Here is a 15,311-nt window from a genome sequence, read left to right on the forward strand (position 1 = left end):
TAAAAGTGGATTCTTCGCTACAAATGACAAGGTCTTTAAATCTTTGCCTTATCTAATCCCAATTCCTTTACAGAAACTTCACGCATTTCAACCTTTCGCACTTTTCCGGAGATCGTCATCGGGAATTCGTCTACAAACTTCCAGTATTTCGGAACTTTATAATGTGCGATCCTGCCTTTACAATACTCTAAGAGTTCTTCTTTGGTTACCTCGAATCCTTTTCTAACTTTTACCCATGCCATCACTTCTTCTCCGAATTTCTCGCTTGGAACTCCGATGATCTGAACATCAAGAATGTTGGGATAAGTGTATAAAAAATCTTCAATTTCTTTAGGCGAAATATTTTCACCGCCGCGAATAATCAGATCTTTTATCCTGCCCGAAATTGTAATGTAGCCTTCATCATCCATTACTGCCATATCTCCGGTATGCATCCATCTTCCTTCATCCAGAACCTTTTTGGTGTTTTCGGGATCGTTCCAGTATTTCAGCATTACAGAATAACCTCTTGTACACAGTTCCCCATGTTCGCCACGCGCAACGATTTTTCCGTTTTCATCAATGATTTTTATTTCCAGGTGATCCTGAACGGTTCCCACCGTATTCACCTGCTTTTCAAATGGAGTTCCGATCAGGGTTTGCGTAGAGACAGGAGAGGTTTCCGTCATTCCGTAGCAGATGCTCATTTCTTTAATATTCATAAGACTTTCTACTTTTTTCATAATTTCTGGCGGACAAACGGAACCAGCCATGACCCCCGTTCTTAAACTTGAAAAATCAAAAGTTTCGAAATTTTTTACCGCTAATTCAGCAATAAACATGGTCGGAACTCCGTAAAGCGAGGTGCATTTTTCATCGGAAACAACTTTTAAGGTAATTTCAGGATCAAAACTATCATTCGGAATTACCATACAGGCTCCGTGAGCAGTACAGCAAATATTTCCGATCACCATTCCGAAACAGTGATAAAAAGGTACAGGAATGCAGACCCTGTCTTTTTCAGTATACTTTAACCGAATTCCGATAAAATATCCATTGTTTAAAATATTATGATGAGAAAGAGTGACGCCTTTAGGAAAGCCGGTTGTTCCGGAAGTATATTGAATATTCACAGGATCATCAAACTGTACATGTTCTTCAAAACTATGCAATGTGTCATCCGAAATTTCCTGTCCGTTATTTAAAAACTCTTCCCAGTTATCATCAAAGAAAATTTCAGATTTTAAAGTCGAGCAGAACTCTCTTGCATCGGCAATCATCTGTTTATAATCGCTGGATTTAAAAGCAAGAGATGAAAAAATGTGGGACATTTCAGACTGGTTAATCACAAAGATCAGCTCACTGGTTCTGTAAGCGGGATTTATGTTTACCAAAATAACCCCGATTCTTGCGGTTGCATATTGTAAAAGAACCCATTCGTAGCGGTTCGTAGACCAGATTCCGATGCGGTCTCCGGATTTTGCTCCCAGAAAGATCAGTGCTTTTGCAACGGCAGTTGTCTGATTATAAAATTCCTGATAAGTGGCGCGGTAATTTTGATGTACGCAGATTAAAGCTTCCTGATTGGGGAATTTTTCAACGGTATGTTTAAGATTGCTTCCGATGGTTTCACCTAATAATGGAATGTCGGAACTACCGTGAACATAAGATATTGGCATAGAATAAAAGATTTGGTTAAATAAAATTAACAATAATATCTTAAATTCCTGCTTTTTTCAGTTTAAATTTCCTGAGAATCGATTTCTTTTAACTGAATTAAATTCTTATCAAGTTTTTTAATGATAATTCCATAAACCACTCTGTAATACAGCCACACCATTATTACTGTAAAAACAGTGCTTATGATGATACCGGCTACAAATCCTATAAGGGTGGAGTTGGTAATCTCTACATTCTGAGTATTTAAAATGTAAAAAACAAAGATTGTGAAAATAGAGGTAAAAGTGATTAATAACGCAATATTAATTAAAATAAACGCGTTTACTGTCTTTTTAAATGTAATGATCTGAAGGATAAATTTTTTAAGATTTTCCTCAATTTTTATAACCTTGTAATTTTGATAAAATTTAAATACAAAATATGCAGTAATGGTTAAGCTCAGAACTTTTAAGACCAGATAAATATTATCGAATGTATTTTCTAATTCCGAAGTTCTCTGTACACCGAGTTTTGTGAGAATATTAATGAAAGAGTTGGATTCCTTTCCCTGAATGATGTAGAATAATCCTATTAAAGTAAAGAATAAAAATTCGAAAACACTGATCCAGAAAATATACTTCACATAATTGCGCGATTTTTTGTTGAGCATCTGAAGGATCTCATTATAATCATATTTTTCCTGAACAGGCTGTTCCTGCCATGTTTTCTTAAAGCTGTCTAAATCAAATTCAGGCATATTTTTCCATCTGTTCTTTAAGGGTTTTCTTTAATCTGTTCATTTTCACACGCGCATTTACTTCGGTGATTCCTAGGTTTTCTGCAATATCCTTATAAGGCAAATCATCCAGATACATCATCACGATTGCTCTTTCCACATTGGGAAGCGTCTTGATTACTGTATACAAAAGTGATACCTGTTGCTGTTTTTCATCATCATCTTCCACAAAATCTGCATGATTGATGTCTAATTCATTCGTCTGCAGGCTTTTGCTTTTTTTTCTGAAAAGAGTAATAGCTGTATTTAAGGCAACACGGTACATCCACGTGGAAATCTTGGAATTTCCTTTAAATGAGTCATAACTTCTCCACAATTGTAACACAATTTCCTGAAAAAGATCTTCCTCATCCTCCAAAGAATTGGTATAAAGACGCGAAACCTTGATAATCAATCCCTGATTATCCTTAATAAGCTGCGCAAATTCCTTTTCCTTTGAAGCCAATTGGGATGTTTAATTTTGTAGCACGAAGATATGATATAATTTGAGAATTTGAAAATTTAAGTAATTTGAAAATGAATAACATCAAACCAAAATAATTTTCTTGCAGATTAAAAATTTTCAAATTATCACATTGTCAAATTTTCAAATTATCTATCTTTGCAGCCACGAGAAAATCGGCTTGTTGATTTCCCGTTTTACGGGAGGTAGGAAAGTCCGGACACCGTAGAGTAGCAAAGCGGATAACATCCGTCACCCGCGAGGGTAGGACAAGTGCAACAGAAAGTATGTACAGTTCGGCTGTAGTGAAACCAGGTAAACTCTTTGTGGTGCAATGATAAGTATATCGGTTCTTTTCAGTAATGAAAATAGGAGTTGCTCGCTCTGAAAGCCGAGGGGTAATCAGCTAAAGTTTTGCAGCAATGTAAGACGCAGATAAATAACAGGCACTTCTTCGGAAGAACAAAATCCGGCTTATAGATTTTCTCGTGGTTTTAAGAGTTGGAAGTTAGAGGCTGGAAGATGGAAGTCTTTAACGCAATCATTTAAGCCTCCATCTTCAAGCTCCCATCTTCCCTCCAATTTATTTCTCGCTTTCCAGTTGTTTTTTTGCTTCTTCTAAATCTTTACGGTCTTCTTCGGACAATTTAGGATACTGCAGGTCCATTTTTTCCAAAGCATCAATAATAATCTGTATCGCTGCAACTCTTGCAAACCATTTATTATCAGCAGGAAGAACATACCAAGGCGCGTAATCTTTTGAAGTCTCATTGATTGCCGTTTCATAGCATTCCATATATTTATCGAATAAAGCTCTCTCCGGAAGATCCGCGGCAGAAAATTTCCAGTTTTTCTCCTGTTCGTTAATTCTGTCCAGAAGTCTTTTCTTTTGCTCATCTTTAGAAACATTCAGGAATATTTTTACAACGGTCGTTCCGTTTTGGGCAAGATGCTTTTCAAAATTTCTGATGCTTTCATAGCGGTTTTCCCAGAATTTATCGTCAAAATCCTTAACAGATTTCCATGTTTTTTCGCTTAAATTATATTCAGGATGAACTTTGCAGACCAGTACACTTTCGTAATGAGAACGGTTAAAAATTCCGATCATGCCTTTTTGGGGTAATGCTAAATAATGCCTCCACAAAAAATCATGGGCATATTCTTTTGAAGTGGGAGTTTTGAAGCTCGTTACATTACAGCCTTGCGGATTCACTCCCCCGAAAACGTGCTCAATCATGCTGTCTTTTCCTGCGGCATCCATCGCCTGAAGTACCACCAAGAGAGACTGGCTTCCATCCGAATACAATTTCTCCTGAAGCTCACGAAGCTTTTCTTTTTCTTTTAATAATAATTGTTCCCCTTCTTCTTTGGTAAGTTTTCCTTTGTATTCTGTTGAAGCTTTTTTAATGGAAAATTTTCCTTTAATTAAAAAATCGTCTGAAAAGTTAGTGTCCATGTTTATTTTAAATTATTAAAAAGATTAAAGATTAATTTTGGTCATAATTTATAGCAAAAAACCGTTAACCATCAACTAACCTAATATAAATGTAATAAAAAAACCGCCTCCATGAGACGGTTTCGTTTATTTTAGTAGAGATTTTACCATTATGCAGCAGTTTTAGCCGCTTTTTTTGCAGCCTTTTTCGCAGCTTTCGCAGCCGCTTTCTCTTCTTTAGCTTTAGCTTTCAATTCTTCAGGAGTCAATGGCTTTGGATCCGGAGCATTAGGATCTACGTTTCCTTTGATGTAGATTACACTTCTGCTGTTTACAGGGTCATTAGAAAATACTTCGATCATTTTGTTAAAACCACCGTTAATTGCAGTATTGTATCCTACCTTTATCTTAGCTGATTTTCCCGGCATAATAGGATCCTGGCTGAATTCCGGAGTGGTACATCCGCAAGATGCTTTTACATTCGATAAAATAAGAGGCTTATCTCCTGTATTGGTTACCGTAAAGAATCTGATACCGTCTGAACTTGGCTTTACATTTCCGTAATCGAAAGTAGTTTTGTCAAACGTAATCGTTTGTGCAGATGCAATAGCGAAGGTTCCGAATAATGCAATTCCTGCGATTAATTTTTTCATATTCTTGAATATTAAATATGTTGTTAGATAAATTTTGAGAAACAAAGTTAAAAATTATTTTAATTCATACTTAAAATATTTTTCTTTAGACTATTTTTGCAAATTGTAAATTAAAGTAAAAGAATTTATGCAGATTTCAGAAAAGTACAATCCACAGGAAACAGAACAAAAGTGGTACAATTACTGGTTGGAAAATAAATACTTCCATTCAGAGCCCAATGACAAGCCGCCTTACACTGTTGTAATTCCTCCGCCAAACGTGACGGGGATTTTGCACATGGGGCATATGCTTAACAATACCATTCAGGATGTGCTGGTCCGTCGTGCAAGAATGCAGGGCTTTAATGCTTGCTGGGTTCCGGGAACAGATCACGCTTCCATTGCTACGGAAGCGAAAGTGGTTGCTAAACTGAAGTCTGAAGGAGTCAATAAATCTGATATTACAAGAGAAGAGTTTTTAAAGCACGCGTGGGAATGGACTGATAAATACGGAGGAACAATTCTTGAACAGCTTAAAAAATTAGGATGTTCATGCGATTGGGACAGAACCCGTTTCACCATGGAGCCAAAACTTTCTCAGCAGGTGATTAAATCTTTTGTTGATCTTTACAACAAAGGACTCATTTACCGTGGGTACAGAATGGTAAACTGGGATCCCGAAGCAAAAACCAATATTTCCGACGAAGAAGTAATCTTTAAGGAACAGAATGGGAAATTATACTTCCTGAAATATGCCATTGAAGGCTCAGAAGAATTCCTGTCAGTAGCGACAACGCGTCCGGAAACTATTTTCGGGGATACTGCAGTGTGTATCAATCCTAATGATGAGAGATACGCACATTTAAAAGGTAAAAAAGTAATCGTACCAATCGTTAACAGAGTAATTCCTATTATTGAGGACGAATATGTGGATATTGAATTCGGAACAGGTGCTTTGAAAATTACGCCTGCTCACGACATCAATGATTACGAAATCGGACAAAAACATAATCTTCAGATGATTGATGCTTTAGATGATGACGGAAATCTGAACGATCACGGGTTGCATTACGCCGGAAAAAACAGATTCGAGGTAAGAAAGCAGATTGCGAAAGAACTGGAAGAAAAAGATCTTTTGCTGAAAGCGGAAGATTACGTAAATAAAGTAGGAACGTCAGAAAGAACAGGCGCGGTAATTGAGCCTAAAGTTTCTGTACAGTGGTTCCTGAAAATGTCTGAAATTGCAAAACCTGCTTTGGATGTTGTGATGAATGATGAGGTTAAATTTTATCCTGAAAAGTTTAAAAATACCTACAAGCACTGGATGGAAAACATCCGCGACTGGAATATTTCCCGACAGCTTTGGTGGGGACAGCAAATTCCTGCGTTCTATTATGGTGACGGAGAAAATGATTTCGTAGTTGCAGAAACTATCGAAGAAGCATTAGAACTTGCAAAGCAAAAAACCAACAACGATCAACTGACAACTGACAACTTAAAACAAGATGAGGATGCTTTAGATACATGGTTCTCTTCATGGTTGTGGCCAATGTCTGTTTTCGATGGACTGCTTGATCCTGAAAACAAAGACATCAATTATTATTACCCGACTTCAGATTTGGTAACAGGTCCGGATATTATTTTCTTCTGGGTAGCAAGAATGATTATGGCAGGACTGGAATACAGAAAAGAAGTTCCGTTTAAAAATGTTTATTTCACAGGAATTGTAAGAGATAAGCAGAGAAGAAAGATGTCTAAATCTTTAGGAAACTCACCGGATCCGTTAGAATTAATGGATAAGTATGGAGCAGACGGAGTTCGTGTAGGAATTTTATTAAGTTCTGCAGCCGGAAACGACCTTCTTTTTGATGAAGATTTAATGCTTCAGGGAAGAAACTTCATGACGAAAATCTGGAATGCTTTCCGATTGATCAATATGTGGAATCATGAAGATAAGCCTTCAAACGAAACAGAAAATCAGACTATTAAATGGTTTGAAAACCAATTGAACAAAACAATTGCTGAAATCAATGATCAATTTGATAAGTTTAGAATTTCTGATGCATTACATCTAATTCAAAAATTGGTTAAGGATGATTTCTGCGGATGGTATCTGGAAGCAATTAAGCCAAATTATGGTGAAGGAATTTCTAAAGAAGTTTACCATAAAACAATTGAGCTATTTGAGGAATTAATGAAGTTGCTTCATCCTTTTATGCCTTTCTTGACAGAGGAGTTGTGGCAATTAATTTCTGAAAGAAAAGCGGAGGAAGCGTTGGTTATCGCGCAGCAGAAAAAAGCAGGTGAATTTAATGAAGAAATAATTCGAAAGTTTGAAATCGCTGCAGAAATTATTTCCGGTGTTAGAAATTACCGTCAAACCAAAGGAATTTCTCCAAGAGAAGGTGCTGAAATTTATACCAATGCTTCAGAATTTCCTAACGAATCCGTGATTAAGAAATTGGCGAATGTTTCTGAAATTCATTTCGGAACAAAAACAGAGAAGCCGAGCTTTACATTTCTTGTGGGCGCAACAGAAATTTCAATTCCTTTAAGTGAAAACTTAGATTTGGGAGAAGAGAAAACGAAAACAGAAGAAGAATTAAAGTACCTGAAAGGATTCCTGATCTCTGTAGATAAAAAGCTTTCCAACGAAAAATTTGTTGCCAACGCAAAACCGGAAATTGTTGAGGTTGAAAGGAAAAAACAAAAAGATGCGCTAGATAAAATAGCCATTCTTGAAGAGAAATTAAAAAGTTTATAATAAAAGGTTTAGGTTAAGGTTGAGCTTAGAGCTTAGCCTGAACCTTCATCTTAGTCTAAATATAACATGACACACATAGAAAACATCAAAAAACTGTTCTCCAAAAACTTCGTAGAAAGTCCGTTACTGGAAAGCTTTGAAGTTGGGAAAATTTATCTTTCCAGCGGAAAACTTGTTGCCTGTGATCCTCTGATTACAAATGATATGAAGCCTTTCTCAATACCATTTCCGAAAGGAGATTTTGCAGTTCTTCTGCACAAGGAAAGAGAAAGCAATTGTGTGGCGTATGCTGAAATTATTTTCAGCCAGTCTGAAATTACAGACTGGAAACTGGCGACAACAGAAGGGCAGAACATAAAAGATCTTGCAGAAGGAGAAGTTTTCGGATATCCTGTGGAAAGCGGGATGGGCTGCTTTATGGATGTGGATACGCAGAATAGTCTTAACGATTTGGAACAGAGATTGTATCGTAATAAAGGTGTTGATTTTATGGGGATCTATGAAGAATTTTTTCATGAATATTTCTTTGATGAAAAAGGAGCAATCGATCAGTTTGCATTCCTAAAACCTTCAGAAAATCATCCGGGAACTATTTTTGCATTTGAAACAGGGTATGGTGAAGGTTTTTATGCAAGTTATATTGGATTTGATAAAAATAATAATCCTGTAAAAATCGTAACAGAATTTATTGAAATTAGTTGATTTTTCATTAATTATTTTTGAAATTCAAATTTCAAATCATAAATTTGTTAGAATCACGAAATATTAATTCTATAAGAAACACTAATGAATTTTTCCTCAGAACAGCCAAGAATTATCGTTGTAGGAAGCTCTTCGATAGATCTTGTTTTAGAAACCGAAAAAGTTCCCTGTGAGAACGAGACGGTTATTGCCCGAAAATCCGAAAGTTACTTTGGTGGAAAAGGAGCCAATCAGGCAGTTGGTGCAGCACGTTTGGGAGCCAGCGTCTACTTTGTAGGCTGTGTTGGAATGGATCCGCTTGGTCAGCAGATTATGAGGAATATGGTGAATGAGAACGTGAACGTAGGCTTCGTTTTTGAGACGGATCGTGAAGCCACCGGAACAGCTTATGTAACCACTTCAGGCGGAAATACCGCAATTGTGGTAGTTCCTGCAGCCAATAATTATCTTAGTGTAGAACACGTTGAGGCGGCAGATAAATACTTTCATACAGCAGATCTCGTACTTCTTCAGCTTGAAGTCTCCATGAAGGTAATTGAGTATACCATAAAAAAAGCCAAGAAATATGGTAAAAAAGTAGGATTGTATGCTTCACCTGCACAGCGTCTGAGCGATGAAATTTTAAATCATGTAGATTTTATTGTGGTAAAAAGCAATGAACTTCATATTGTTTTCGGAGAAGATCAGAGAGAAGACATTCTTAAAAAATACTTTAACAAGGTTTTTGTAAGAGATGACATTAATTCTACCATCTATTTTGATGGTACAGAAATGAAATATTGCAGAAACGATAAGGATAAAACTGCGTATAAAATGGGAATGGGCGATGCTTTTACGGTAGGATTTTCTATTGCTCTGTGTCATAGAAACTCTATAGAAGAGTGTGTGAAATTCGGGAATGAAGTTTCGGCAAGAGTTTCTGAATCAAAAGGTTCCCAATGTTGCCTTCCCAGACTTTCAGATTTTATTTCATAAGCTATTTGTTACATATCGAAAGTTTTAAACTTAACATAAAATATAAAGTAAAATTTCCACTTTTATAGTGGATTTTTTCTTTTTTACCCATGAAAGAGCTAAAGCTTACAGCATCTGATGACGTTTCAATAGTTGCCCATTTATTTTCGCCTGAAAAAAGTAATCGTAAACTATTGCTTATCAATTCTGCAACCGGAGTAAAACAGCAGATTTACTTTTCATTTGCAAAGTTTTTTTCCGAAAAAGGATTTACCGTTATTACCTACGATTATCGGGGAATCGGGCTTTCGAAACCTGAAAATATGAGAGGATTTTATGCTTCGATGAGAATCTGGGGTTCCGAAGATTTTAAAGCTGTTACAGATTACATTCAGAAAAATTTTACAGATTATCGAAAGTACTGTTTAGGACATTCCGTAGGTGCTTTAATTTTAGGAATGAATAAAGATGCTGAAATGTTTGAAGAATTTTTCTTTGTAGGAACGCAGAATGCTTTTGTAGGACATTTGAAATTCAAAACAAAAATAGAAGCGTATTTAGGTTTTGGAATTGCCCAGCCTTTAACCACCGCATTACTGGGCTATTTTCCGGGAAATTGGTTCGGACTCGGAGAAAGTCTTCCGAAAAATTGCGCATATGACTGGAGAACCTTAATTTTAAACAGAAAATCGACCAACAGATTGCTGGAGAAAATTGAGGATTATTCTAAAAATTTAACACAGAAAGTATTTGTAATGTATGCTGAAGATGATGCATGGCTCACTGAAAAAGGGGTAAAAAGTCTGATGAACGATACCTATCCGAATCTTAAGCCAACTTACAGAGTGGTGAAAATTTCAGAATCGGAAAAAGGAGAGATCGGGCATATTAATTTTTTCAGAAGTTACAATAAGAAACTGTGGAATATTATTTTAAATGAAATTTCCTGATAAAAGTTTTTTTCTTTCCGATACTTTGGTCGCCCAATATTTAAAATGATTGATATAATGAAGAATCTGATCCAAAACACGGTAGAATTTGTAAAAGAAAAACTGGAAGGTGCAGAAGCAGGACACGACTGGTTTCACATCGAAAGAGTATGGAAATTATCCAGAAAAATTGCTGAAACAGAAAGCTGCAATCAGGAAGTTGTAGAACTGGCGGCTTTGCTTCACGATATTGCCGATCCCAAATTTCATAACGGAGATGAAACTCTCGCTTTGAAAGTTTCCCGCGATTTTCTTGAAAGTCAGGATGCTGATAAAGAAATTATTGAGCAGGTTTTGTTCATTATTAAAAATATTTCCTTTAAAAACAGAGGTGAAGTTCCTAAAAATCTTCCTGTTGAACTAAAAATTGTTCAGGATGCAGACAGAATTGATGCTATCGGAGCCATCGGAATCGGAAGAACATTCAACTTCGGAGGCTTTAAAAATAATCCGATGTATGATCCCAATGTAGAGCCCAAACTCAATATGTCTAAGGAAGAATATAAAAAATCCAACGGAACCACCATCAACCATTTCTACGAAAAACTTTTGCTGCTGAAAGATCTGATGAATACGGAAAAAGGAAAGGAAATTGCCGGAGAAAGACACGATTTTATGCTGAAATTCCTCGATCAGTTCTACAAAGAATGGAATGTTGAATAGGATTCTTTTAAAAGTCTTTAAATAAGTATCTTTGCACTATGGTATTTATTGTTCTGGTCATCTTCTGGGCTTCCGTTTTTTCTCTTTTGCTTTCTAAGCTGAAGAAAGGGAAAGGCGCAGAATGGGCAAAATTATTCCGTATTGTTACGATTATTTTTTCGTTTTCTATTTTCACGTATTGGTTTATCAAGAAAAGCACGATAGGCATTGTGGAAAATTCTGTGGCATTACAGGTGATTAATAAACTTCCGCAGCCTCTGGATTTTTATGTTCTTACGCTTAATGACACGGAAGTAGGGAAAGTTATCGACACGAAACATCTGGGAACCATCCGTCCGGAATATTACAGGATAGAATATCTGAAAATGGATAAGTCTGATGAATATTGGGTTGTGGGATATTTAGGAAAGAAAAATCTTGTCTACTTCTCCCAGAATTCTGTCCCGAATAAGAATATCGATCAGATGATAGAAGTTCAGAATTACATCATTCAGAGTTCAAAGCTTTCCGATATGGCTAAAAAACAGATTGAAGCATATAATCATGAAAATGTAAAACTCGGAATCTGGATCACTTTAGATTTTCTGCTGCTGTTTCTCAACATCATGCTGCTTCTCAGAAAAAGAAAATAAAAAAATCCCAATCTTTACTAAAGGTTGGGATTTTGTATTGCTTTTAAAAGATTAAGGATAATCAAGAATAATCATGATTCTTTCTTTATGCTCTTCAGGGCAGTTCTTAATCAGCTTATCTTTATTGTGTTTACTGATTTGTTTCGGTTCCAGCCATTCTGTTACATCGGAACTCAAACTGTTGTTGTCGTACGTTCTTTTTATTTTTTCGTCTTCATAAAAAGTATACTCGTCACCGAGCCAGTTGCTCGTAATACTTATTGTACAAATTTCCTTTTCCATACTGTTATTGGTTTTTATTTGGCTGATTCATTAATGAATCTCTACTTCCCAATTTAGTAATTATAACAATATAAATGAAGGATTTACGGTAATTTTTTTTACAGGCGATAAAGTGAATTATTTATATTAAAAATGCACTTTTTGTTGTCATTATCCCACTTAATAGTGAATAAAATTAAAATTTATTAAATTCTAAAATAAACTTCCTGTACTTTCTTTTGCCATTTCGGGGATGTGAAGATCCTGTTTCCACTCTTCATTCACTTTTTTAATAAAATAAGCGGAAAGCAGCGGAGAAGCTTTTTCAATATTCTGATGTACAAAAAAATACAGATTCTGAAGTCCTTCCTTCTTCCATTTGCTGAGATGCTTCATCCAGTCATCCAGCCTTTCGTAATCACTTTCTGCATTGGCTCCAACGTAACGGATAAACGCATTTGGTGTGGTGAGACGCATATGAAGCATATCTCTTCTTCCGGCAGTATCTACAATAATGTTGGTGATGTTGTTTTCTTCAAACAGATCGCAGGTTTTATTGAGAATCTCTTCATCGGTAAACCATTCTGTATTTCTCAGCTCGATCGCGAGAGGAACTTCCTTTGGCCAGTTTTTCACGAATTTTTCCAGCCTTTCGTAATCTTTTGGTTTAAAATTATCGTGAAGCTGAAGGAACACCATTCCCAGTTTTTCATCAAAGTTTAAAACCGCCGTAGCAAACTGCGTAACGACATCGTCTATATTTAAAAGCCTTCTGAAATGGGAAACTGTATTGGTGATTTTTGGAAAAAATTTAAAATCAGCGGGAGTTTTCTCTTTCCATGTCTGTACCTGTTCCGGAGTCGGCATACCGTAAAAGGTGGCATTCAGCTCAATAGAATTAAACTGCGTTGCATAGTACGTAAGTTCATCTTTTGTTCCTTTAGGATAAAATCCTTTAAGATCTGTTTTGTTCCATTTTGCACATCCGATGGAGATATTTTCCAGTCCGTTTTTATTGCGGCTTAAAATTTCTTTCGTTCTTGGATGGTCTTTAGGTAATGTAAAATCTATTTTTGAAGGATCTTCAACTTGTCCGAATTTCATATCTGAATATTTTAGTGATTAACTCTTTTAACAAATATAAAACAAAAACCACAGAAAAATTCCATGGTCTTCTCTTAAAAAAAAACTGTTTGCTGTTTGTGAATTACTGTTTAATAATCTTTTTGGATATCTCTGTTTTATTGGTTTTTACTGTTACAATATAATTTCCGGAAGGATGAGCGGAAAGGTCAATTTTCATCAGTTCATTATCGCAGTCCTGATTGTATATTACTCTTCCCAGCACATCAATTATTTTTACATTTTTAATAGGCTCTTCAGCTTTTATCATTACAAAATCTTTCACAGGATTCGGAACAATTTTTATTTCGTTTTTGCTGTTTTCGGAATCTTTTGTGTTTAAAAAACCTCCACAATTGGTAGTGAATGTAATGTCGGCATAAAGAGCTTGTAAATCATTTAATTGAGCGTTATCTACACACATTGCCAAATTTGGATTGTAATTTATAAAATCAAAACCATCTTCAATGGAGCCGTTTCTTACATTTACATAGGTAAGATTTGCCATGTTCCATAAAGTAAGATACTTGAAGCTTGGTGAACTTGAAAAGTTCAGTTGTGTAATTTGAGGGCAATTAATGAAATATCCGTTTTCCAACTTATTATTAGCTGTTGTATTTGCCTGTGAAATCAAAGGCATATTTTGAAGACCGAGATATTCTAATTTTATATTATTTAAAATATTAATGGAGGGTAAAAAATTATTATCAGACAGATCTAAAGAAGTTAAGGCTACACAATCTGATGTATTTAAATTATTTATTTTGGTAGATTGTATCGTAATTTCTTTCATACCTGTACATTGAAGGAGATTAACGGTATTTAATTCCGGAAAAATACCATCGCTTATCGGTGCATAATAACCGATAGATAATTTCTGTAGTCCGGAACAATTCTGGATATCCAATTCTTTAAGATTCTGATTATTTCTAAAAATAAAATTGGTTAGTGCTGTACAGTTTCTTGCTGTAATTTTCTGCAGATCATCATTTCCCTGTGTTCCCACCGTATTAGATCTGTCAGTTTTCAGAGCCTGAAGATTGGCAAGATTATTCACATTCACTGTGTTCATATAGCCGCATGAATTTGTAATATCAATATTCTGAAGCATTGTCGCTATGCTGAAATTTACAGCATTAGTAATAGGCTGGTTGAATGCCTTTAAAATTTTAAGTTTTGGTAAACCTGTAAGATTTAATGAAGCTACATTTCCAAAATATACTCCCGAAGCTGTATGATAACCATATCTGTTGTAAAATGAACAATCAAGTTCTTCCAGGTTCATTAATCCTGCCGTTGCAAAATTAATAGAAGTGGCGTTTAATCCTTTAATTTTTTTAAGATTTGCAGAGCCATTTAAATTTGCTGAAGAAAAATAAGCTCCAACACTGTAGTAATGGTCAGTATCTGCTGCAATATCTTCAAGATTCGTGCAGTTGGTTGCTGTAAGATCTATATTTTGATTATAAACCTGACTCAATGAAGGTCCACTGTTCCCATTCACCAAAATATTAGTTAGTGAATTTAAATTTTGAAAATGTAATTTTTCAAGTTGATAACATGAAGTTGCTGTAATTGAAGTGATGTTATTGCAGTTTTCAAGATATAGCTGTTTGATTGTTTTTTCGTTTAAAACAATATTTCCTGTAAGTTGCGGACAATTATTAAACCTTAATATAGAAGTTGTTCCGATGTAAGGATTAAGATTAGATAAAAATTGATTAATATCTTGAACAGACGAACAGCTATTAAAAGAAAAATCGACCAAAACATTTTGCGCAGTTCCCGTATTATCTGTGAAACCGCCCGTTCCCGTGTACAAAACTTTTTTGATCTTAGAATTATTGGTAAAACTGATAACTGCAGATTTACTATCATGTATATACAATTCTTCCATATTGGTAAAAAGAAGAGCATCTGTAATTTGATCGGGAAGATTATTAAAAGCAGGAGTTCCGTTTAATTTTATATTTAAAGTTTTAATTTGCTGTGCTTCCGAATCCTGAATTTCGCCATCATTATTTGCATCTATTGCAATATAATTTCCACTAAGGTTTTGTGCAATCTGATTGCCCGGATTTGAGCTTAAAAGTAAAGCTTTAAATTTCGAATCTGTAAAATTAAGATTTTGGGAGTAAGCTGTGGAAAAACAGCCTACACAAAGGGTGAATAATAATTTGTTCATGATTTGAGTTTTTATTATATCAATTTCTTTCTTTCATGTGTATTGAAATTTGATGTTGCAAAAGTACCTCTTTTTTGAATTGTCTCTTTTTTGAAA

General features: G+C 35.3%; 14 protein-coding genes and 1 other RNA gene. 7 read left to right on the plus strand and 8 right to left on the minus strand.

What is annotated here, in order from left to right:
• Positions 1–35: 35 nt before the first annotated feature.
• The 3 genes from QWT87_RS14585 to QWT87_RS14595 all read right to left on the minus strand — a co-directional run bounded on the left by QWT87_RS14585 (position 36) and on the right by QWT87_RS14595 (position 2,879).
• Positions 36–1,658, minus strand: a complete 1,623-nt coding sequence (locus QWT87_RS14585; protein ID WP_302716782.1) for an AMP-binding protein — start codon at positions 1,656–1,658, stop codon at positions 36–38.
• 62 nt (positions 1,659–1,720) lie between these two features.
• Positions 1,721–2,395, minus strand: a complete 675-nt coding sequence (locus tag QWT87_RS14590; protein ID WP_185209178.1) for a beta-carotene 15,15'-monooxygenase — start codon at positions 2,393–2,395, stop codon at positions 1,721–1,723.
• Positions 2,388–2,879, minus strand: coding sequence for an RNA polymerase sigma factor (locus tag QWT87_RS14595; protein WP_076396001.1), 492 nt, complete (start codon positions 2,877–2,879; stop codon positions 2,388–2,390). Before QWT87_RS14595 ends, QWT87_RS14590 begins: the two co-directional genes overlap by 8 nt.
• A 165-nt stretch (positions 2,880–3,044) precedes the next feature.
• Here QWT87_RS14595 and rnpB point away from each other — a divergent pair.
• An RNA gene (rnpB, locus tag QWT87_RS14600) (RNase P RNA component class A) lies at positions 3,045–3,369 on the plus strand.
• 90 nt (positions 3,370–3,459) lie between these two features.
• Here the strand turns inward: rnpB and QWT87_RS14605 are convergent.
• Complete coding sequence (locus tag QWT87_RS14605; RefSeq protein WP_302716784.1) at positions 3,460–4,332, minus strand: polyphosphate kinase 2 family protein; 873 nt, start codon at positions 4,330–4,332, stop codon at positions 3,460–3,462.
• Positions 4,333–4,481: 149 nt separating this feature from the next.
• On the minus strand, positions 4,482–4,964 hold the full coding sequence (locus QWT87_RS14610) for a DUF1573 domain-containing protein (protein ID WP_087705900.1): 483 nt from the start codon (positions 4,962–4,964) through the stop codon (positions 4,482–4,484).
• Positions 4,965–5,091: 127 nt separating this feature from the next.
• Here QWT87_RS14610 and QWT87_RS14615 point away from each other — a divergent pair, with 127 nt between their 5' ends.
• The 6 genes from QWT87_RS14615 (at position 5,092) to QWT87_RS14640 (ending at position 11,647) form a co-directional block, all read left to right on the plus strand.
• Positions 5,092–7,707 carry a valine--tRNA ligase gene (locus QWT87_RS14615; RefSeq protein WP_302716786.1) on the plus strand — a complete coding sequence of 872 codons (2,616 nt, stop codon included), beginning with the start codon at positions 5,092–5,094 and terminating at the stop codon, positions 7,705–7,707.
• 66 nt (positions 7,708–7,773) lie between these two features.
• Positions 7,774–8,409 (plus strand): DUF4241 domain-containing protein, encoded by a 636-nt coding sequence (locus QWT87_RS14620; protein WP_076395994.1) that lies wholly within the window; start codon positions 7,774–7,776, stop codon positions 8,407–8,409.
• 84 nt (positions 8,410–8,493) lie between these two features.
• Positions 8,494–9,384 carry a PfkB family carbohydrate kinase gene (locus tag QWT87_RS14625; RefSeq protein ID WP_116097000.1) on the plus strand — a complete coding sequence of 297 codons (891 nt, stop codon included), beginning with the start codon at positions 8,494–8,496 and terminating at the stop codon, positions 9,382–9,384.
• 89 nt (positions 9,385–9,473) lie between these two features.
• A complete protein-coding gene (locus QWT87_RS14630) occupies positions 9,474–10,313 on the plus strand; it encodes an alpha/beta hydrolase family protein (protein WP_302716790.1) in 840 nt (279 codons plus the stop codon).
• 57 nt (positions 10,314–10,370) lie between these two features.
• Entirely contained in the window at positions 10,371–11,015 is a 645-nt protein-coding gene (locus QWT87_RS14635; RefSeq protein ID WP_302716792.1) for an HD domain-containing protein, read from the plus strand.
• Between the two features lie 38 nt (positions 11,016–11,053).
• Positions 11,054–11,647 (plus strand): hypothetical protein, encoded by a 594-nt coding sequence (locus QWT87_RS14640; protein WP_087705891.1) that lies wholly within the window; start codon positions 11,054–11,056, stop codon positions 11,645–11,647.
• A gap of 51 nt (positions 11,648–11,698) precedes the next feature.
• Here the strand turns inward: QWT87_RS14640 and QWT87_RS14645 are convergent, their stop codons facing one another.
• From QWT87_RS14645 to QWT87_RS14655, 3 genes are all read right to left on the minus strand, one after another.
• The gene (locus tag QWT87_RS14645) at positions 11,699–11,929 is read right to left on the minus strand and encodes a hypothetical protein (protein ID WP_087705889.1); all 231 of its coding nucleotides are present in this window, start codon (positions 11,927–11,929) and stop codon (positions 11,699–11,701) included.
• A 192-nt stretch (positions 11,930–12,121) separates the two neighbouring features.
• Positions 12,122–13,012, minus strand: coding sequence for a DUF72 domain-containing protein (locus QWT87_RS14650; protein ID WP_116097004.1), 891 nt, complete (start codon positions 13,010–13,012; stop codon positions 12,122–12,124).
• A gap of 103 nt (positions 13,013–13,115) precedes the next feature.
• The gene (locus QWT87_RS14655) at positions 13,116–15,215 is read right to left on the minus strand and encodes a T9SS type A sorting domain-containing protein (RefSeq protein ID WP_302716796.1); all 2,100 of its coding nucleotides are present in this window, start codon (positions 15,213–15,215) and stop codon (positions 13,116–13,118) included.
• Positions 15,216–15,311: the final 96 nt, after the last annotated feature.

This window comes from Chryseobacterium urinae (assembly GCF_030518295.1).
Taxonomy (GTDB): Bacteria; Bacteroidota; Bacteroidia; order Flavobacteriales; family Weeksellaceae; genus Chryseobacterium; species Chryseobacterium mucoviscidosis.

What these genes read in the sequence shown, in the direction of transcription:
- QWT87_RS14585 (WP_302716782.1), bottom strand. Translation starts at nt 1,658, where the DNA reads ATGCCAATATCTTATGTTCACGGTAGTTCCGACATTCCATTATTAGGT.
- QWT87_RS14590 (WP_185209178.1), bottom strand. Translation starts at nt 2,395, where the DNA reads ATGCCTGAATTTGATTTAGACAGCTTTAAGAAAACATGGCAGGAACAG.
- QWT87_RS14605 (WP_302716784.1), bottom strand. Translation starts at nt 4,332, where the DNA reads ATGGACACTAACTTTTCAGACGATTTTTTAATTAAAGGAAAATTTTCC.
- QWT87_RS14610 (WP_087705900.1), bottom strand. Translation starts at nt 4,964, where the DNA reads ATGAAAAAATTAATCGCAGGAATTGCATTATTCGGAACCTTCGCTATT.
- QWT87_RS14615 (WP_302716786.1), top strand. Translation starts at nt 5,092, where the DNA reads ATGCAGATTTCAGAAAAGTACAATCCACAGGAAACAGAACAAAAGTGG.
- QWT87_RS14620 (WP_076395994.1), top strand. Translation starts at nt 7,774, where the DNA reads ATGACACACATAGAAAACATCAAAAAACTGTTCTCCAAAAACTTCGTA.
- QWT87_RS14625 (WP_116097000.1), top strand. Translation starts at nt 8,494, where the DNA reads ATGAATTTTTCCTCAGAACAGCCAAGAATTATCGTTGTAGGAAGCTCT.
- QWT87_RS14630 (WP_302716790.1), top strand. Translation starts at nt 9,474, where the DNA reads ATGAAAGAGCTAAAGCTTACAGCATCTGATGACGTTTCAATAGTTGCC.
- QWT87_RS14635 (WP_302716792.1), top strand. Translation starts at nt 10,371, where the DNA reads ATGAAGAATCTGATCCAAAACACGGTAGAATTTGTAAAAGAAAAACTG.
- QWT87_RS14640 (WP_087705891.1), top strand. Translation starts at nt 11,054, where the DNA reads ATGGTATTTATTGTTCTGGTCATCTTCTGGGCTTCCGTTTTTTCTCTT.
- QWT87_RS14645 (WP_087705889.1), bottom strand. Translation starts at nt 11,929, where the DNA reads ATGGAAAAGGAAATTTGTACAATAAGTATTACGAGCAACTGGCTCGGT.
- QWT87_RS14650 (WP_116097004.1), bottom strand. Translation starts at nt 13,012, where the DNA reads ATGAAATTCGGACAAGTTGAAGATCCTTCAAAAATAGATTTTACATTA.
- QWT87_RS14655 (WP_302716796.1), bottom strand. Translation starts at nt 15,215, where the DNA reads ATGAACAAATTATTATTCACCCTTTGTGTAGGCTGTTTTTCCACAGCT.